Source organism: Rhodococcus sp. Eu-32 (assembly GCF_003336925.1).
Taxonomy (GTDB): Bacteria; Actinomycetota; Actinomycetes; order Mycobacteriales; family Mycobacteriaceae; genus Rhodococcoides; species Rhodococcoides kyotonensis_B.
Map to the genome: position 1 here is coordinate 22,963 of NZ_QGNK01000018.1, position 18,077 is coordinate 41,039.

General features: G+C 66.0%; 15 protein-coding genes. 5 read left to right on the forward strand and 10 right to left on the reverse strand.

Annotated elements, in window-relative coordinates; genetic code table 11:
• Position 1: 1 nt before the first annotated feature.
• The 4 genes from guaA to guaB form a co-directional block, all read right to left on the reverse strand.
• Positions 2–1,591, reverse strand: coding sequence for a glutamine-hydrolyzing GMP synthase (gene guaA / locus DK926_RS19965; RefSeq protein ID WP_114331882.1), 1,590 nt, complete (start codon positions 1,589–1,591; stop codon positions 2–4).
• On the reverse strand, positions 1,588–3,366 hold the full coding sequence (locus DK926_RS19970; RefSeq protein WP_114331883.1) for a GMC family oxidoreductase: 1,779 nt from the start codon (positions 3,364–3,366) through the stop codon (positions 1,588–1,590). Before DK926_RS19970 ends, guaA begins: the two co-directional genes overlap by 4 nt.
• Positions 3,367–3,632: 266 nt before the next feature.
• Positions 3,633–4,772 carry a GuaB3 family IMP dehydrogenase-related protein gene (locus DK926_RS19975; protein WP_068432156.1) on the reverse strand — a complete coding sequence of 380 codons (1,140 nt, stop codon included), beginning with the start codon at positions 4,770–4,772 and terminating at the stop codon, positions 3,633–3,635.
• A 48-nt stretch (positions 4,773–4,820) separates the two neighbouring features.
• Complete coding sequence (guaB, locus tag DK926_RS19980; protein ID WP_165839629.1) at positions 4,821–6,344, reverse strand: IMP dehydrogenase; 1,524 nt, start codon at positions 6,342–6,344, stop codon at positions 4,821–4,823.
• Positions 6,345–6,621: 277 nt separating this feature from the next.
• On the opposite strand from guaB, the gene DK926_RS19985 reads away from it, so the two are divergent.
• Positions 6,622–7,026 carry a DUF5319 domain-containing protein gene (locus DK926_RS19985; RefSeq protein WP_068432470.1) on the forward strand — a complete coding sequence of 135 codons (405 nt, stop codon included), beginning with the start codon at positions 6,622–6,624 and terminating at the stop codon, positions 7,024–7,026.
• 76 nt (positions 7,027–7,102) lie between these two features.
• On the opposite strand, the gene DK926_RS19990 is transcribed toward DK926_RS19985, so the two are convergent.
• The 3 genes from DK926_RS19990 to DK926_RS20000 form a co-directional block, all read right to left on the reverse strand.
• Positions 7,103–8,113 (reverse strand): anti-sigma-D factor RsdA, encoded by a 1,011-nt coding sequence (locus DK926_RS19990; RefSeq protein ID WP_114331884.1) that lies wholly within the window; start codon positions 8,111–8,113, stop codon positions 7,103–7,105.
• On the reverse strand, positions 8,106–8,684 hold the full coding sequence (locus DK926_RS19995) for a sigma-70 family RNA polymerase sigma factor (protein WP_068432163.1): 579 nt from the start codon (positions 8,682–8,684) through the stop codon (positions 8,106–8,108). The genes DK926_RS19990 and DK926_RS19995 overlap by 8 nt, the downstream gene beginning before the upstream one ends.
• A 123-nt stretch (positions 8,685–8,807) precedes the next feature.
• Positions 8,808–9,623, reverse strand: a complete 816-nt coding sequence (locus DK926_RS20000) for a hypothetical protein (protein WP_243636919.1) — start codon at positions 9,621–9,623, stop codon at positions 8,808–8,810.
• A gap of 704 nt (positions 9,624–10,327) precedes the next feature.
• Between DK926_RS20000 and DK926_RS20005 the strand changes: the two genes are divergently transcribed.
• From DK926_RS20005 to DK926_RS20020, 4 genes are all read left to right on the forward strand, one after another.
• Positions 10,328–10,621, forward strand: a complete 294-nt coding sequence (locus DK926_RS20005; protein ID WP_068432169.1) for a WhiB family transcriptional regulator — start codon at positions 10,328–10,330, stop codon at positions 10,619–10,621.
• Between the two features lie 258 nt (positions 10,622–10,879).
• Positions 10,880–11,443: an alkyl hydroperoxide reductase subunit C gene (ahpC, locus tag DK926_RS20010; RefSeq protein WP_068432471.1), complete on the forward strand. Its 564-nt coding sequence runs from the start codon at positions 10,880–10,882 to the stop codon at positions 11,441–11,443.
• 138 nt (positions 11,444–11,581) lie between these two features.
• Positions 11,582–13,168, forward strand: a complete 1,587-nt coding sequence (ahpF, locus tag DK926_RS20015) for an alkyl hydroperoxide reductase subunit F (protein ID WP_068432172.1) — start codon at positions 11,582–11,584, stop codon at positions 13,166–13,168.
• Positions 13,169–13,263: 95 nt separating this feature from the next.
• Complete coding sequence (locus tag DK926_RS20020; RefSeq protein ID WP_114331920.1) at positions 13,264–14,754, forward strand: adenylate/guanylate cyclase domain-containing protein; 1,491 nt, start codon at positions 13,264–13,266, stop codon at positions 14,752–14,754.
• A gap of 60 nt (positions 14,755–14,814) precedes the next feature.
• Here DK926_RS20020 and groL read toward each other — a convergent pair whose 3' ends face one another.
• The 3 genes from groL to DK926_RS20035 form a co-directional block, all read right to left on the reverse strand.
• The gene (gene groL / locus DK926_RS20025) at positions 14,815–16,428 is read right to left on the reverse strand and encodes a chaperonin GroEL (RefSeq protein ID WP_114331885.1); all 1,614 of its coding nucleotides are present in this window, start codon (positions 16,426–16,428) and stop codon (positions 14,815–14,817) included.
• A 92-nt stretch (positions 16,429–16,520) separates the two neighbouring features.
• On the reverse strand, positions 16,521–16,820 hold the full coding sequence (gene groES / locus DK926_RS20030) for a co-chaperone GroES (RefSeq protein WP_008718149.1): 300 nt from the start codon (positions 16,818–16,820) through the stop codon (positions 16,521–16,523).
• A 194-nt stretch (positions 16,821–17,014) separates the two neighbouring features.
• Positions 17,015–18,073, reverse strand: coding sequence for an LLM class flavin-dependent oxidoreductase (locus DK926_RS20035; protein WP_114331886.1), 1,059 nt, complete (start codon positions 18,071–18,073; stop codon positions 17,015–17,017).
• Positions 18,074–18,077 lie beyond the last annotated feature (4 nt).

Below are 18,077 nucleotides of genomic sequence, written 5' to 3' on the forward strand. Positions count from 1 at the left end.
GTCACTCCCACTCGATGGTGCCCGGCGGCTTGCTCGTCACGTCGAGAACGACTCGGTTGACCTCCGACACCTCGTTGGTCACCCGAGTCGAGATCGTTTCCAGGACGTCGTAGGGCAGTCGCGTCCAGTCGGCCGTCATCGCGTCCTCGCTCGACACGGGACGCAGCACGATGGGGTGACCGTAGGTGCGGCCGTCGCCCTGCACGCCGACGCTGCGAACATCGGCCAACAGCACCACCGGGCACTGCCAGATCTGCTGGTCGAGACCGGCGGCGGTCAGTTCTTCGCGCACGATCGAGTCGGCTTGACGCAGCGTCGCGAGGCGATCCTGCGTGATCTCGCCGACGATGCGGATCGCCAGACCCGGGCCGGGGAACGGCTGACGGTTCACGATGTCCTCGGGCAAGCCGAGTTCGCGGCCCACCGCCCGCACCTCGTCCTTGAACAACGTGCGCAGCGGCTCGACGAGCGTGAACTGCAGATCTTCGGGCAGCCCGCCCACATTGTGGTGGCTCTTGATGTTGGCCGTCCCCGACCCTCCGCCGGATTCGACGACGTCGGGGTACAGCGTGCCCTGCACGAGGAACTCGACCTCGGCGCCGTGGGATGCGTTCTCCCCCAACACTTCCGACACAGCGCCTTCGAAGCTGCGAATGAACTCGCGGCCGATGATCTTGCGCTTCTCCTCCGGGTCGGAGACGCCTTCCAGAGCCGACAGGAAGGTGTCGACGGCGTCGACGGTGACCAGCTTGGCACCGGTCGCGGCGACGAAGTCCTGCTGGACCTGCTCCCGCTCACCCTCGCGCAGAAGGCCGTGGTCGACGAACACACACGTCAGACGGTCGCCGATCGCGCGCTGCACCAACGCCGCTGCCACGGCGGAGTCGACGCCGCCGGACAGACCGCAGATGGCTTGACCCGTCGGGCCGACCTGCTGCTGGACCTGCTCGACGAGAGCGTCGGCGATGTTGGCCGCGGTCCACTCGCCCTTGATGCCCGCGGTCTCGTGCAGGAAGCGGCTGAGCACCTGCTGTCCGTGCGGCGAGTGCAGCACCTCGGGGTGGTACTGGACACCTGCGAATCGACGTTCCGTGTTCTCGAACGCCGCGACGGGCGCGCCCGCACTCGTCGCCGTGACGGTGAATCCCTCGGGAGCGTCGGTGACCGCGTCGCCGTGACTCATCCATACAGGCTGCGTCGCAGGAAGACCGTCGTGCAGCACGCCGCCGTCGACGGACAGCTGCGTGCGGCCGTACTCGCGAGTCCCGGTGTGCGCCACCGTTCCACCGAGCGCCTGTGCCATGGCCTGGAATCCGTAGCAGATACCGAAGACAGGCACCTCGAGATCGAACACGCGAGGATCGAGCGCAGGCGCGCCCTTGGCGTACACGCTCGACGGACCACCGGACAGCACCAGAGCGGCCGGGTTCTTCTCGGCGATCTCCTCGACCGTCGCGGTATGCGAGATGACCTCGGAGTACACGTTCGCCTCACGCACACGACGTGCGATCAGCTGGGCGTACTGGGCACCGAAGTCGACGACGAGTACTGGCCTGGGCAGCGCGGGATCGGGCTGTTGCGTAGCGGTCACCGGGCCAGTCTAGTTGCGCACGCGTCGTGCACTAACGCTGCACCCGTGGTGGCGGGCTTGTCGCGGCGAACCGGGGTGATCGTGAGCCGCAGTGCCGCCGGCGCGGACACCGGCACGACCGGATTGTTCGGTGCGATCGGTTCGATGCGCTCGTACGGCAGACCCTGTCGCGGACGTAGGTCCTGCTCGCCCTTGTTCGGCCACAACGCCGCCGAACGCTCCGCCTGGGCGCTGATCGTCAACGACGGGTTCACACCCAGATTGGCCGAGACGGACGAGCCGTCGACGACGAACATCGTGGGGTAGCCGTACACGCGGTGATACGGGTCGATGACACCGTGCTCCGCGTCCGACGCGATCGCACAACCACCGAGGAAGTGCGCGGTGAGCGGGATGTTGAACAACTCGCCCCACGTGCCACCTGCGATTCCGCCGATCTTCTTCGCGATGCGTCGGGTGGCGTCGTTGCCCTCGGGAATCCAGGTCGGGTTCGGTTCGCCGTGTCCCTGCCTGCTCGACACCGTACGGCCGAACAGTCCACGCTTGGTGAACGTCGTGATCGAGTTGTCCAAGTTCTGCATGACCAGCGCGATGATGGTCCGCTCACTCCAGTTCTTCACGTTCAGCACTCGCACGAAGTCGAGCGGACGCGCGACGACCATGACGAGGAATTTCAGCCATCGCGGGATTCGACCGCCGCCGTCGGTCATCAAAGTCTGCAACATGCCCATGGCGTTCGACCCCTTGCCGTAGCGCACCGGCTCGATATGCGTGCTCGCCGACGGGTGGAACGACGACGTGATGGCCACTCCCCTGGTCAGATCCACGTTCGGATCGACCTTCATCTTCGCGGCGCCGACGATGGACTCGGAGTTGGTGCGGGTGAGTTCACCGAGCGTGTCCGACAGCCGGGGCAGGGCACCCTCGTCCTTCATCTTGTGCAGCAAGTTCTGTGTGCCCCACGTGCCCGCGGCGAGTACGAGATTGGCGGCCGTGTACGTCGTGGGGCGTTTGCGCATCCAGGCACCCGTCCGCTCGGTGGCGACGTCCCAGGTGCCGTCGGGCAAGGCTCGAACGCCCGTGACGGTGGTCATCGGGATGATCTCGGCGCCTGCGCGCTCGGCCAGGGCCAGGTAGTTCTTCAGCAGTGTGTTCTTGGCGCCATGACGGCAACCCGTCATGCACTCGCCGCACTCGATGCACCCGGTGCGCTCGGGGCCGACGCCGCCGAAGTACGGGTCCGCGACCTTCTTGCCCGGCTCGTCACCGAAGAACACACCGACGGGCGTCTGAATGAACGTGTCGCCGACGCCCATGTCTTCTGCGACGGACTTCATGACCTCGTCCGCGGGCGTCATGTGCGGGTTGCGTACGACTCCCAGCATGCGGGTGGCCTGCTCGTAGAAGGGAGACAGTTCGCTGTTCCAGTCGGTGATGTGGGCCCACTGCTTGTCCTTGAAGAACGGCTCCGGCGGCTGGTAGAGCGTGTTGGCGTAGTTCAGCGAACCGCCGCCGACGCCTGCTCCGGCGAGTATGAGGCAGTCACGCAGCAGGTGAACGCGTTGGATGCCGTAGCAGCCGAGCTTGGGCGCCCACAGAAATCGCTTCAGATCCCAACTCGTCTTGGCGAAGTCCTTGTCCTCGTACCGTCTTCCGGCCTCGAGGATGCCGACCTTGTAGCCCTTCTCGACGAGTCTCAGCGCAGTGACGCTGCCACCGAAGCCCGATCCGACGATCAACACGTCGTAGTCGGTCTTGCGAGCCTGTGAACCCATGTTCGACCTCCGCCTCTACGCGCCCACCCCGACGTATGACCGGAGCCACATTTTAGGCGACATTTCTTTCGAAGTGCCAACGGTCCTGTGACAGCCGGCACAAGCCACTGTAGCTGTAACCCCGAGTATCACCAAGTGCGGCTGCGCCACCCGTGCATGGATAGTTGCAACCTGGGCCGACTATGCGCGCACGGGTGGCGTAGCCGCACGAAAAAAGCGCGCATCCCGAGGGGACACGCGCTTTTCGTGTAGCTGCGGCACACTACCTACGCCCGAACGTTAAGTCCGACCTTCTGGAACTCCTTGAGGTCCGAGTAGCCCGACTTCGCCATGGACCGACGGAGGCCGCCGACCAGGTTGATGGAACCGTACGGATCGTTCGACGGCCCATGCAGCACCTGGTCGAGACTTGGACGGTCGCCTGCCGCGACCGGCAGGAGGGCGCCACGCGGCATCGACGGGTGCGCTGCCGCCGACGGCCAGTACCAGCCACCGCCGGGAGCTTCGGCGGCAACGGCGAGCGGCGCGCCGAGCACAGCGGCGTCGGCGCCGCAGGCGATCGCCTTCGCGAGGTCGCCCGAGGAAACGATGTCGCCGTCGGCGATGACGTGGACGTAACGTCCGCCGGTCTCGTCGAGGTAGTCGCGACGTGCAGCTGCGGCGTCGGCGATGGCCGTCGCCATCGGTACGCCGATTCCGAGCACCTCGCCGGTGGTGGTGCCGCCCTCGACGGATCCGTACCCGACGATGACGCCCGCTGCACCGGTACGCATGAGGTGCAACGCGGTGCGGTGGTCGCTGACGCCGCCCGCGATGACCGGAACGTCGAGATCGGCGATGAACGTCTTCAGGTTCAGCGGCGTCTCGTCGCCGTGCGCGACGTGCTCGGCGGAGATGATGGTGCCCTGGATGACCAGCAGGTCGATTCCGGCCGCCACCAGCGCGGGCGTCAGGCTCGCCGCGCTCTGTGGGCTCACTCGAACCGCAACCGTCACTCCGGCGTCACGCACCTGTGCGACGGCGGCAGCCAGCAGATCCGGCTGCAGCGGTGCCGCGTGCAGCTTCTGCAGGAACTTCACCGGCGCGTCGGCGTCGAACTCGTTCTCCGCGATGGCCACCAGCTCGTCGAGCTTCGCCTGAACGTCGGCGTGCCGACCCCACAGCCCTTCGCCGTTGATGACACCGAGGCCACCGTGCTTACCCAGTTCGATGGCGAACTCGGGCGAGACCAGCGCGTCGGTCGGATGCGCCATCACCGGAATGTCGAACCGGTACGCGTCGAGCTGCCACGCCGTCGACACCTCCTTCGACGAACGAGTACGACGCGAGGGCACGATGTCGATGTCGTCGAGCTGGTAGGTACGCCGGGCTGCTCTGCCCATGCCGATTTCAACGAGGTCGCGCACGCGCGCCCCTTTCTCGAGAGGTTCGGGAACTGTTTCTGGCCGGTCGGGTCAGCGCGTGGTGTAGTTCGGCGCTTCCGCGGTCATGGTGATGTCGTGCGGGTGGCTTTCCTTCAGACCGGCCGCCGTGATCTGCACGAACTGCGCCTCCTGCAGCTGCTCGATCGACGTCGACCCGGTGTACCCCATCGCAGCACGCAGACCACCGGTCAGCTGGTGAATGACCTGCGACAGCGGACCCCGGTAGGGAACCCGGCCTTCGATGCCCTCGGGCACCAGCTTGTCCTCGGCCAGCACGTCGTCCTGGAAGTAGCGGTCCTTCGAGTAGGACTTGGCGGCGCCACGTCCCTGCATCGCACCGAGCGAACCCATGCCGCGGTAGCTCTTGAACTGCTTGCCACCGACGAGGATCAATTCACCGGGCGATTCGGCGGTACCCGCGAGCAGCGAGCCGAGCATGGCCGTCGACGCGCCCGCTGCGAGTGCCTTCGCGATGTCGCCGGAGAACTGAAGGCCGCCGTCGGCGATGACGGGAACGCCGTGCGGCTTGCAGGCTGCGACGGCCTCGAGGATGGCCGTGATCTGCGGCGCGCCGACGCCTGCGACGACTCGGGTGGTGCAGATCGAGCCGGGTCCGACGCCGACCTTGACCGCATCGGCCCCTGCCTCGACGAGCGCCAGTGCGCCCGCACGGGTCGCGACGTTGCCGCCGACGACCTGCACGCGCTCGCCCACCTCGGACTTGAGCTTGCTGACCATCTCGAGCACGCCCGAGTTGTGCCCGTGTGCAGTGTCGACGATGAGGACGTCGACGCCCGCGTCGGCCAGCGCCATCGAACGCGCCCACGCGTCCTGTCCGACGCCTACCGCGGCACCGACGAGCAGTCGGCCGTCACGGTCCTTGGTGGCGTTCGGGTGCTGCTCGGTCTTGACGAAGTCCTTGACCGTGATGAGCCCGGTGAGAGCTCCCTGGCCGTCGACGATGGGAAGCTTCTCGATCTTGTGGCGACGCAGCAGACCGAGCGCCGCTTCGGCGGTGACGCCTTCCTGCGCCGTGATGAGCGGTGCCTTCGTCATCACATCGGCAACGCGACGGTTCTGGTCGACCTCGAAGCGCATGTCGCGGTTGGTGATGATGCCGACGAGCGCACCGGTCTCGTCGGTGACGGGGAGGCCCGAGATGCGGAAGCGGGCGCACATGGCGTCGACCTCGGCAAGCGTGTCGGTCGGCTTGCAGGTGACCGGGTCGGTGACCATGCCGGCCTCGGAGCGCTTGACCGTCTCCACCTGGGACGCCTGATCCTGCAGCGACAGGTTGCGGTGCAGGACTCCCATGCCGCCTGCACGCGCCATCGCGATGGCCATTCGCGCCTCGGTGACGGTGTCCATCGCGGACGAGACCAGCGGAACCCGCAGCCGGATCTCCTTGGTGAGCTGGCTGGACGTGTCGACCGCGCTGGGAATCAGATCCGACGCAGCAGGAAGCAGCAGAACGTCGTCGAACGTGAGACCGAGCATGGCGACCTTGTTGGGGTCGTCGCCACCGGTACGGACATGGGCTCCGGAACTACTCATCTAAATCTGGCCCTCCCTAGAGCCGGGTGCCTCTCGGGCGCACGGACGGCGGCACCAGAGATAGGCGTGTTCGAGAACGGATGGAGACAGTGCGGGATCGAAACATGGACGCGGGCGCGCGGCGCCTCGGTCCATGGTATCGGCTCCGATGTGCCAGCGTGAACGCGCACCGGGCACGCCGCTGCATGCACCCGGAACCCTTGCCGACGTCCCGGATATTCTCGCGCGGGAGCCGAACAGCTGGCGCATACCCACCGATCCTGCGTACCGTGGAGGCGTGCGCGATCAATTGCCTCCAGGTCTACCGCCGGACCCCTTCGCCGGAGACCCAGCCGACCCCTCGGCCGCCCTCGATGCCATCGAGCCGGGCCAGCCGCTGGATCCTCAGGAGCGGCTCGCCGTCGAGGAGGATCTTGCCGACCTCGCCGTCTACGAGGCACTCCTGGGCCACCGAGGCATTCGCGGCCTCGTCGTGTGCTGCGAGGACTGCCAGCAGGACCACTATCACGACTGGGACATGCTGCGAGCCAACCTGCTGCAGCTGCTCGTGGACGGCACCGTCCGTCCCCACGAGCCCGCCTACGACCCCGTCCCTGACGCGTACGTCACGTGGGACTACTGCCGCGGCTACGCCGACGCGTCGATGAACGACGCGCTGCAGGGCGACGGCTTCGAGAACTAGCACTTCGGACACGAAGAAGCCCGGCTCCGATGTTCGGAGCCGGGCTTCTTCGTGTGTCGAGCTCTGGGTCGGCTGATCAGCCGCCGTTCTGAGAGGTGTCGATACGCGGCGACGAGACATCGGCACCGGTGGATCCGCTCGCCGACGCCGTGGTCGGGCTCGGCTCGTTCAGAATCGTCGGAACAGGCGGCACAGTGGTCTGCGTGACCTGAGGCAGCGACGGCTCCTGGCTGATCGGACCGCTGGTGTCCGTCGGCGGTACCTGACCGGTCGACGTCACCACGGGCGGAACAGCCGGGACCGACGTCGTCGGAATCCCCGGCAGAATCGGAGACTGCAGCACATCGGGCGACGGCAGCTGCGGGATCACCGTCTGCACGGGCGGTACGGGCGGGAACGTCGGGATCAGCGCCTGCAACTGCTCGTTGAGTCGCTGCAACCAGATCTCCAGATCCGACTTCTGGTTCGGGTCGATGACACCGCCGCTGGTCTGCGATGCGCCGTCGAGCAGCGCGCGTGCACCGTCGACGTCACCGGCAGCGATCAGCTCCTCCGCCTGAGACAGCTTCGACGTCGTATCGATCTGTGCGACAGTGGAATCCGCCTGCTGCGAGAAGACGACCGACTTGACGCTCCACAGCGGATCGCCCGGCGCAGAGTTGTACGAGAAGACCACGAGCCCACCGAGAACCACGGCGATCGCGGCGGCTGCTCCGGCGACCGGTCGCAGCAATCCGGAACGGGTCCGCGATCGAGCCTTGCGGTTCAGTCCAGCGGCACGGATCTCTTCGTCCACCGCGGCAGCGACGTCATCGAGCGAGGGGCCGGTAGGTAGAGCCGGTGTCGTGACCTCGGCTCGCCAGCCCGCGAGCAGCAACGCGAGCTGGTACTCGTCGGCATTGTCGGTGGCGATGGGGCCGTCGCCACGAATGGCTTCGATGAACTCGTCGTCCCGGCGTACCGACGCGATGTCCACGGGACCCGTCTCCGACGCCGAGTCCGCGTACGCGCTGTCGGCGGGAGTGGCAGCCGACCCGTCGGGTCGACCGATACGGGGAATGCCATCGCGGCCGTTGTTCCTAGCCATACATTTCACCCGCCTTCACGACTTCGTTCTTCAACTTCGCGATGGCTCGGTGTTGAGCCACGCGGATGGCACCTGCAGTACTGCCCACCGCGGCTGCTGTCTCCTCCGCCGACAGTCCGACGATCAAACGAAGCACGAGAATCTCTCGATGCTTCGCCGGGAGAGTGTCCAGCAATGCGGTCATCTGTCTACTCGACTCGGACTCCAGAGCACGCTGCTCGGGACCGTGTTCCGTGGACACGACATCTGGTACTTCGGCGGCCGGGTCCGATTTGTTACGCGACGCGCTTCGATGCGCATCTGCGACCTTGTGAGCGGCAATTCCGTATACGAATGCCATGAACGGCCGACCTTGATCCTGGTACCGCGGCAGGGCGGTCATGACTGCCAAGCAGACCTCCTGCGCAACGTCGTCCGCCGAGAGCTGACCACGCTCGGCGGACCCGACTCGCGCGCGGCAGTACCGCACGACGAGTGGACGGATTATTTCCAGTACCCGGGAGAGTGCGGCACGCTCGCCCTGCGCTGCGGCAGCGACGAAGGAGTCCAACTCCTCACCCGTGTTGTTCATCGCTCAAGGAATCCCCGCGTTACAGCGACGCCGTCGGCCTTCGACAGGCGTATCCACCCCAGGTGGAACCTTGTAAGGATAGCGACCTCGCCGCTCCCGGATCGAACCATGCGGTCCGCGATCTCACGAAGCAGCGACGAAGCCACCGCGGTGCGCGAGAACCGCCCGGCTCTCCGCCACGATCGACTGCGCAGGCGTTACCTCACCGAGACCGCACAGCAGCATCGCCGACGCCCACGCCAAGGGAACGAGCCCGTGCTCCGAGCAGGCCTCGAGCACCGCCCTCGCAACGTCCACCGCCGTCCGAACCTCGCCCGCGGAACTCAGGGCCGCGGCCACTATCAGATCGGTCTTCACCCTGTGACGTAACGAATCGGTATCGGAGGCACGGTCGCGCGCGTCGAACGCGTGCCGGACGGCGGCGGGCCCGTCGCCCGACATCATCGCGAGTTCGGCGGACACCCAGAGCTCCCGCAATCGACACCGCCACAGGCCGTCGGATTCGGCGTCGCCCAGGACTTGCCTGGACCTCGCCAGCAGCACGGCGGCACGGGCGAAGCCCCCGGACCCGAGTGCGTCGGCGGCGAGTCCGGTCAACGCGTCGCAGCGCGCTTCCAGAACGAGGAGCGACGACGGCTCCCGCGGCAGACCCACGCGAGCGAGAGCGGACCCGTCGTGGCGTGCGGCATCCGCGTGCCGGCCGACCTGGCGCAGCCACGACGCACGCGTCGACGATGCGAGTGAGGCAAGGGCGTCGTCGGTCCGCCCGACGCGTTCGAGCGCGTCGAGTTCCGCAGCTGCCTGGCTGTATCGCCCTTGGCCGCCGAGTGCCACGGCACGGTTCCATCGTTGGGACGGCGTTCGGGCCGACGGCAACGGCCACGCACCTGGAGCGTGCCCCCACGCGGCGTCTCGCAATGCCACTGCCGCACCTGTCACGTCGGCAACAGTACTGCGCCCTTCGCCCGATACCGGCCATCGCGGTCGGTCCGTACCCGGTATCCGGTCGAATCGACTGCTTCGCCGAGATTGTCCGGCCGTTTCACGCTTTGTTTCATGGAATTAACAAAAAGCGCGAGTTACGCGCAGATGAGCATTTTCTGACATTCATGTGGCCGTCAGGTTAATCGCCGACGTCGCACTGCCCCGAAAAGGACCGGCTTCGGTTCGAGTCTCGCGCGGTCGCTTATCGACGACAGGACGGTTTCCACCGCGTCGCGTGGAGATCGCATGCGGGGAACGCGGCGTCGCCCGACCGCGAGATAACGGCGACGAGCAGCGGAAACACAAGCAGCGTCGATATCGTCAGCGCCGACGTGACAGGTGCCCGATCCCATCGAGAACGCACCCATGGTCTCGCGACTCCACGACTTTTTCAACACGAAACGCACGCACGAAATCGTCGCGAAGTAAATGTCCGGCGCGTTAATTTATCGAGTTCGCCTATGGAAATGGCCACGTTCGCGCGGCATTGACGTCATTTCGCCGCCCAACATAACGTTGTTTCCGTTCGACAGAGATTCGAGAAGTCTCTCGCGAATCACGACAGCAGAAACGGCCCCTGCGGCTCATGAGGCGTCAGCGGCACCACACCGAGGTGCGGCTGCTCCACACGAGGCAAGCACAACACCCTAGGAGTTCTTATGCCACAGCCGAACCACCTCCCTGGGCCCAACGCCGACATCTGGGATTGGCAGATGCACGGCGTGTGCCGTGGAGTCGACTCGTCGATGTTCTTCCATCCCGACGGTGAACGCGGACGCGCCCGCGCACAGCGCGAGATGCGCGCCAAGGAGATGTGCCGCACCTGCCCCGTACTGGCTCAGTGCCGAACGCACGCACTGAGTGTCGCCGAGCCCTACGGCATCTGGGGCGGAATGTCGGAGACCGAGCGCGAGATGCACGCACGGCACGCGCGCCGCCGCATCGCGGTCTAGACGAGCCAGGCGCACAACCGATCGACCACCGAGACGGCCCCCTTCTTCACGGAAGGGGGCCGTTTTCGTCCGGCCACTCGGTGTTCGACTATGGGTTCGCTCACATACCACCCTGATTTGAACGGTTCCAGAAACCGATTGCAGGGTTTATAGCCGGGCGCTATCGAAGATGGCGGGATCATCGATTGGTGCGATCAATCTTCGGTCGTTAGGGTCGAAAACCGACACACCAACAACCGAGAACGAATGAGGCTGTACATGTCGCTCATCAACAAGAAGATCAAGCCCTTCACCGCGGAGGCCTTCAAAGACGGTGCGTTCGTGACCGTTTCGAACGAGGACATCACGGGCAAGTGGGCCATCTTCTTCTTCTACCCGGCCGATTTCACGTTCGTGTGCCCCACCGAATTGGGCGATCTCGCCGATCACCACGAAGAACTGCAGCGCCTCGGCGTCGAGGTGTTCTCCGTCTCCACCGACACGCACTTCACGCACAAGGCGTGGCACGCGTCGTCCGACACCATCGGCAAGATCAAGTACACGATGATCGGTGACCCGACTCTGAAGATCAGCACCGACTTCGAGGTGCTCCGCGAAGAGCAGGGCCTCGCAGACCGCGGCACCTTCCTCGTCGACCCGGACGGCGTCGTCCAGTTCACCGAGGTCACCGCAGAAGGCATCGGCCGCAACGCTGCCGAGCTGCTCCGCAAGGTCAAGGCCGCGCAGTACGTTCGCTCGCACCCGGGCGAGGTCTGCCCCGCGAAGTGGGAAGAGGGCGAAGACACCCTGGCCCCGTCGCTGGAGCTCGTCGGCAAGATCTGATCCACGCGACAGCAAGCATGCGGCGGCACGGGGCGTTCGTCCCGTGCCGTCCGCATCTTCCCTGTTCGGATCGCTCGGCTCGAGCCGAGAAGTTCGCCGACCGAAGTGACCGCCCTTTCAACTACAGGAGTAACACTCGTGCTCGAAGCCGCCCTCGCCACTCAACTGAAGTCGTTGCTGGAGAAGGTCACTCAGCCCATCGAGCTGGTGTCCTCGCTCGACGACAAGCCCAAGTCCGTCGAACTCGGAGACTTGCTCGACCAGATCGCCGGCCTGTCCGAGTCGGTCACCCACTCGCGCACCGGCACCGATCCTCGACGTCCGTCGTTCGCTATCCGTCGCGTCGGCACCGACATCGAGGTCCAGTTCGCCGGCATCCCCCTCGGTCACGAATTCACATCACTCGTGCTCGCGCTGCTGCAGGTCGGTGGACACCCCTCCAAGGAGGACGCCGCTCTGCTCGCTCAGGTGCGAGACCTCGAGGGCGACTTCTACTTCGAGACCTACTTCTCGCTGTCGTGCCAGAACTGCCCCGACGTCGTGCAGGCGCTGAACGTGATGGCCGTTCTCAACGCGAACGTCAAGCACATCGCGATCGACGGCGCCCTGTTCCAGGACGAGGTCGACGATCGCGGCGTCATGGCCGTGCCGTCGGTGTTCCTCAACGGTGAGCCGTTCGGATCCGGACGCATGACTCTCGAACAGATCGTCGGCAAGCTCGACACCGGCTCCGCCGAGCGCACCGCGACCGCGATCTCCGAGAAGGACCCCTTCGACGTCCTCGTCGTCGGCGGAGGCCCTGCAGGAGCGACCGCGGCGATCTACGCCGCCCGCAAGGGAATTCGCACCGGTGTCGTCGCCGAACGCTTCGGCGGACAGGTGCTGGACACGATGGGCATCGAGAACTTCGCGTCCGTCGCCTACACCGAAGGTCCCAAGTTCGCAGCCGAGCTGGAGAACCACGTTCGTCAGTACGACGTCGACATCATGAACGTCCAGAACGCCACGAAGCTCACCCCCGCGGCCACCGAGCAGGGCCTCGTCGAGATCGAACTCGAAAGCGGTGCACGCCTGCTCTCGCGCAGCGTCATCCTGTCCACCGGTGCCCGCTGGCGTTCGATGAACGTCCCCGGCGAGACCGAGTACCGCAACAAGGGCGTCACGTACTGCCCGCACTGCGACGGCCCGCTGTTCAAGGGCAAGCGCGTCGCGGTCATCGGTGGCGGTAACTCCGGCGTCGAGGCCGCCATCGACCTCGCGGGCATCGTCGAACACGTGACCCTCGTCGAGTTCGACAGCCAGTTGCGCGCCGACGACGTGCTGCAGCGCAAGCTCCGCAGCCTGCCGAACGTCGACATTCTGCTCAGCACGCTGAGCACCGAGGTCATCGGCGACGGCGCCAAGGTCACCGGTCTGGCCTTCACCGATCGGACCACCGACACCTCTCACTCGGTCGCTCTCGACGGCGTGTTCGTCCAGATCGGTCTGCTCCCCAACACCGAATGGCTTTCCGGCAGCGTGGATCTCACTCCTCGCGGGGAGATCGTCGTCGACGATCACGCTCGCACGTCGGTGCCCGGTGTGTTCGCGGCCGGTGACTGCACCACGGCCCCGTACAAGCAGATCATCGTCGCCGCCGGATCGGGCGCGACCGCCGCTCTCGGCGCGTTCGACCACCTGATCCGCACCAGCACCCCGGCCGAGGAATCGGTCGCGGTCGGCTGACCCGTAACGATTCGACGACCCGGTCCGCATGTGCGGGCCGGGTCGTTATGCTTTCGGGCTTCCCACCCGTCGAAACCGGCAACTACCCTGGCGGCATGGACGCGCCGACGACGCGGTACATCCAGCGCGGCGGTCACGCGTTGGCCTATCAGACCGCGGGTGCCGGCGACAGAGCCGTTGTGCTCTATTTCGAAATCGGATTGCATCCTGACTTGATGTGGACCGATCCCCACCTCCGCTACCTCTTCGAGCGCACCGCGAGACTGTCTCGCAGTGTCAATCTCCTGCGTCGCGGACTCGGCCTGTCTGAATCCGTCGAGCGCATCCCCACCCTCGACGAACAGGCAGACGATGTTCTCGCAGTCATGGACGCCGCCTGCGTCGACTCCGCCGTGCTACTGGGAACCGCGAGTACGTGCGGCCCGTTGCTTCTGGTGGCCGCGCGGCATCCAGAACGGGTGTCCGGACTCGTCCTGCACCAGCCGATGATCGAAGGACTCGACCGTGACGACGGCAGCGTCCCGCCGGGATGGGAAGAACACGACCTCGCCGGCTATGTTGCGCACTGGCGGAACGTGTACGCGGATTGGGGGTCGGGACGCATACTCGAGGTTTGGGACCCGTCGATCGACACTCCCTTGAATCGCACATTGATGGGACTGCTCGAACGGACGACCGCAGCTCCGTCGGTAGCAGTCGCACACCTCGAATGGGTTCTGCGGCAGAACCTGTGGGACGTTCTCGGGTCGGTACAGTGCACCACCCGCGTTCTTCACCCTGCCGCGTCGCCGCGTCCGCAGTCCGTCGCACAGCGGATAGCCGACGCAATCCCCGGCGCGACGCTGCATGTCCTCCCGACCGCCGAACCCGGCGCAGCGCTCGGCGAAGCATGGCTGCCGGTTCTCGAGAACGTCGAGGCGGTGCTCGCACGGGAGGACGCTCGGCCGGTCGACATCGATCGCTTTCTCGGCTGCGTCCTGTTCACCGACATCGTCGACTCGACCTCACTGCTCGCGACGCTCGGTGACCACGACTATCGAGACCTGCGCTCGGCACACGAGCGCGATGTCCGCTTGGCCGTGGACACTGCGGGCGGCCGGTTGGTCAACGTGACCGGTGAAGGCACGTTCAGCGTCTTCGACGGGCCGACCGAGGCAGTGCGCTGCGCCGAGACCGTCTGCCGTGACGGCCGGAACCTCGGCGTGGAGGTCCGCGCGGGCGTGCATTCGGGCGCTCTCGAGCGCAGCGGATCCGACCTCACCGGAATGACCGTGCACACCGGCGCACGCATCGGCGCGCTGGCCGGGCCGGGTGAAGTCCTCGTCTCCGGTACGGTCCGCGACCTCACGGATGGTTCCGGCCTCACCTACACCGAACGAGGTACGCACACCCTGAAAGGCGTTCCCGGCCGATGGCCTCTCCATGCGTTGACGGCCGACGTCGCCACCCCGGTCCCGCGCCGACGCCCGCGACTCACGGCCGTGGATCGTGCTGTTCTCGCCTCGGCCCGACGCATACCGTCGGCGCTTCGAGCAGCCGCACGCGTCGCGTACGTGTGGCAGCGACGGCGCAGCCATCGACAGTGAACACGCAGAACGGCCCCCTTCCGGGTTCGGAAGGGGGCCGTTCTGCGTGCTACGAGTCGATCAGTGGCTGTGACCGTGGCCGGCAGCCGGCTCTTCCTCGTCGGCAGGCTTCTCGACGACGGCGCTCTCCGTCGTGAGGATCATGCGTGCGACGGAAGCAGCGTTGACGACGGCGGAACGCGTCACCTTGACCGGGTCGACGACACCGTCGGCGAGCAGGTCACCGTAGGTGAGCGTCGCTGCGTTGAAGCCGTGCCCTGCACCCAGCTCGGCAACCTTGGAGACGACGACGGACCCGTCGATGCCCGCGTTGGTCGCGATCCAGAACAGCGGCGCGTTGAGTGCGTCGCGGACCACGGCGACACCGGTGGCCTCGTCGCCCGACAGCCCGAGGTTGTCTGCGAGCGTCAGAGCAGCCTGTGTCAGGGCGGTACCGCCACCGGGGACGATTCCTTCCTCGACAGCAGCCTTGGCTGCGCTGACCGCGTCCTCGACACGGAACTTGCGTTCCTTCAGCTCGGTCTCGGTGGCAGCGCCGACCTTGATGACGGCGACGCCGCCGGACAGCTTCGCGAGGCGCTCTTCGAGCTTCTCGCGGTCCCACTCGGAATCGGTGGCTTCGATCTCGCGACGCAACTGACCGACGCGAGCGTCGATGTCGTCCTGCGTGCCCGCACCGTCGACGATGGTGGTCTCGTCCTTGGTGACGACGACGCGACGTGCCTTGCCGAGAAGCTCGAGACCGGCTTCCTTCAGGCTGAGGCCGACATCGGACGTGATGACCGTACCGGCGGTGACGACGGCGAGGTCGTCGAGGAACGCCTTGCGACGGTCGCCGAAGAACGGCGCCTTCACGGCGACGGCCTTGATCGTCTTGCGGATCGAGTTGACGACGAGCGTCGACAGAACTTCGCCTTCGGTGTCCTCGGCGATGATCAGCAACGGCTTGCCGCTCTCGGCGACCTTCTCGAGCAGCGGAAGGAAGTCGGGAAGCGACGTGATCTTCTCGCGGTACAGCAGCACGAAGGCGTCTTCGAGGACTGCCTGCTGTGCGTCGACGTCGGTGACGAAGTACGGCGACAGGTAGCCCTTGTCGAACTGCACGCCCTCGGTGACGGCCAGTTCGGTGCTCAGAGTCGACGACTCCTCGACCGTGACGACGCCGTCCGCGCCGACGCGGGTGAGCGCCTCGCCGACGAGCTCGCCGATCTCGGGATCGCGCGACGACACGGTGGCGACCTGCGCGATCGCTTCCTTGCCGTCGACGGGTGTCGACGCGGCGAGAAGCGCCTCGGCAACCTTGTCGGCTGCCTTCGCGATGCCGGAGCCGAGTGCGATCGGGTTCGCGCCCGCCGCGATGTTCTTCAGACCGCCGCGGACGAGAGCCTGCGCGAGCACGGTCGCGGTCGTCGTTCCGTCACCGGCGACGTCGTTGGTCTTCGTTGCGACGCTCTTGACCAGCTGCGCGCCGAGGTTCTCGAACGGATCTTCCAGTTCGACCTCGCGAGCGATCGAGACGCCGTCGTTGGTCACCGTCGGGCCACCGAATGCCTTGGCCAGTACGACGTGCCGTCCACGCGGGCCGAGCGTCACCTTGACGGCGTCGGCGAGCTTGTCGACGCCACGCTCGAGAGCGCGGCGCGCGTTCTCGTTGAATTCGATTTGCTTGGACATCTCTTGGGGCAACTCCTTCGAGGAGGAAAGTACGTGAACGCAGTCCGCCCCGGGACCGAGTGAGTCGGGCTCCGGGGCGGAAGGCGTGAGGCTTACTTGGCGATGACAGCCAGCACGTCGCGTGCCGACAGGATCAGGTACTCCTCGCCGGCGTACTTGATCTCGGTGCCGCCGTACTTGCTGTAGATGACGGTGTCGCCTTCTTTGACGTCGACCGGGATGCGGTTGCCCTTCTCGGTGACACGGCCTTCGCCGACGGCGACGACGGTGCCTTCCTGAGGCTTTTCCTTGGCTGTGTCGGGGATGACCAGACCAGAGGCGGTCGTCGTCTCGGCCTCGTTGGCCTGGACGAGGATCTTGTCCTCGAGCGGCTTGATTTTCACGCTCGCCACGTTGAGCCCTCCATTGGGTACGGGGTACGCGTTCGGGGTCGGATCCCCGAACTGCTGTATCTGTCTTCTACTTCGACGGCTCTGTGCTCGTTCCCGTCGTCGCGGGTGCCGGGACTTCGCTCAGCGCTGACTAGCACTCTATACACGCGAGTGCCAGCACTCAAGGTCTAGGTTCGCCAGAATCGCCGACGGCGCTACGCCTCCAGCGAAAATCCCGCCATCGCGTCGCGCACACGCGGCGCAACTTCCTTACCGAGCAATTCGATCGCGCGCAGCACCTTCTCGTGCGGAAGTGTCCCGACGCTGATGTGCAGCATGAAGCGTTCCAGTCCGAGTTCCTGCGCCGTGCGCACGATCTTGTCGGCCACGACGTCGGGGTCGCCGATGAACAGCGATCCGTCCGGTGAGCGAGAGGCGTCGAACGACGCCCTCGAGATCGGCCCCCATCCGCGCTCGCGGCCGATGTGCGACATCGCGACTCGATAGGGAGGAAAGAACTCGTCGGCCGCGGATTCGGTGTCGTCGCCGACGTAACCGTGCGCGTGAACGGCGATCGGTGCCGGGTTCATGCCGTACTCGGTCAGCGCCTGACGATGCAGATCGGCGAAGGGAGCGAACCGTGCGGGCTCGCCACCGATGATCGCGAGTGCCATGGGCAGGCCGTACGACGCCGCACGAATCACGGATTCGGGATTGCCACCGACGCCGACCCACACCGGCAGCGGATTCTGGAACGGCCGCGGATAGACCGCATGATCGACCAGCGCACTTCGGTGCGTACCGGACCACGTCACTCGCTCGGAATCGCGGATGGCCACGAGCAGGTCGAGCTTCTCGGCGAACAGTTCGTCGTAGTCGGCGAGGTCGTACCCGAAGAGCGGGAACGATTCGACGAACGAACCGCGACCGGCGATGATCTCCGCACGTCCGGACGACATCTGGTCGAGCGTCGCGAAATCCTGGAACACGCGGACGGGATCGTCGGAACTGAGAACGGTGACCGCGCTCGTGAGACGGATCTCGCGCGTCGACCCGGCGATGACGCCGAGTACGACAGCGGGCGACGACGCCGCGAAGTCCTCACGGTGATGTTCACCGACGCCGTAGATGTCGAGCCCGACCGCTTCGGCCTGCTGCGCTTCTTCCACTACTTGACGCAGACGATCTCCGTGAGAGGTGGTCAGGTTCGTCTGCGGGTCCGGATACGTCTCGACGAAGGTGGTGACACCCAGTTCGAAGGGCTGTGTACTCATGGAC

Bases quoted from the DNA above. Each gene is read 5' to 3' on its own strand.
- DK926_RS19970 (WP_114331883.1), bottom strand. From the start codon at position 3,366: ATGGGTTCACAGGCTCGCAAGACCGACTACGACGTGTTGATCGTCGGA.
- guaB (WP_165839629.1), bottom strand. From the start codon at position 6,344: ATGAGTAGTTCCGGAGCCCATGTCCGTACCGGTGGCGACGACCCCAAC.
- DK926_RS19990 (WP_114331884.1), bottom strand. From the start codon at position 8,113: ATGGCTAGGAACAACGGCCGCGATGGCATTCCCCGTATCGGTCGACCC.
- DK926_RS19995 (WP_068432163.1), bottom strand. From the start codon at position 8,684: ATGAACAACACGGGTGAGGAGTTGGACTCCTTCGTCGCTGCCGCAGCG.
- DK926_RS20005 (WP_068432169.1), top strand. From the start codon at position 10,328: ATGCCACAGCCGAACCACCTCCCTGGGCCCAACGCCGACATCTGGGAT.
- ahpC (WP_068432471.1), top strand. From the start codon at position 10,880: ATGTCGCTCATCAACAAGAAGATCAAGCCCTTCACCGCGGAGGCCTTC.
- DK926_RS20020 (WP_114331920.1), top strand. From the start codon at position 13,264: ATGGACGCGCCGACGACGCGGTACATCCAGCGCGGCGGTCACGCGTTG.
- groL (WP_114331885.1), bottom strand. From the start codon at position 16,428: ATGTCCAAGCAAATCGAATTCAACGAGAACGCGCGCCGCGCTCTCGAG.
- DK926_RS20035 (WP_114331886.1), bottom strand. From the start codon at position 18,073: ATGAGTACACAGCCCTTCGAACTGGGTGTCACCACCTTCGTCGAGACG.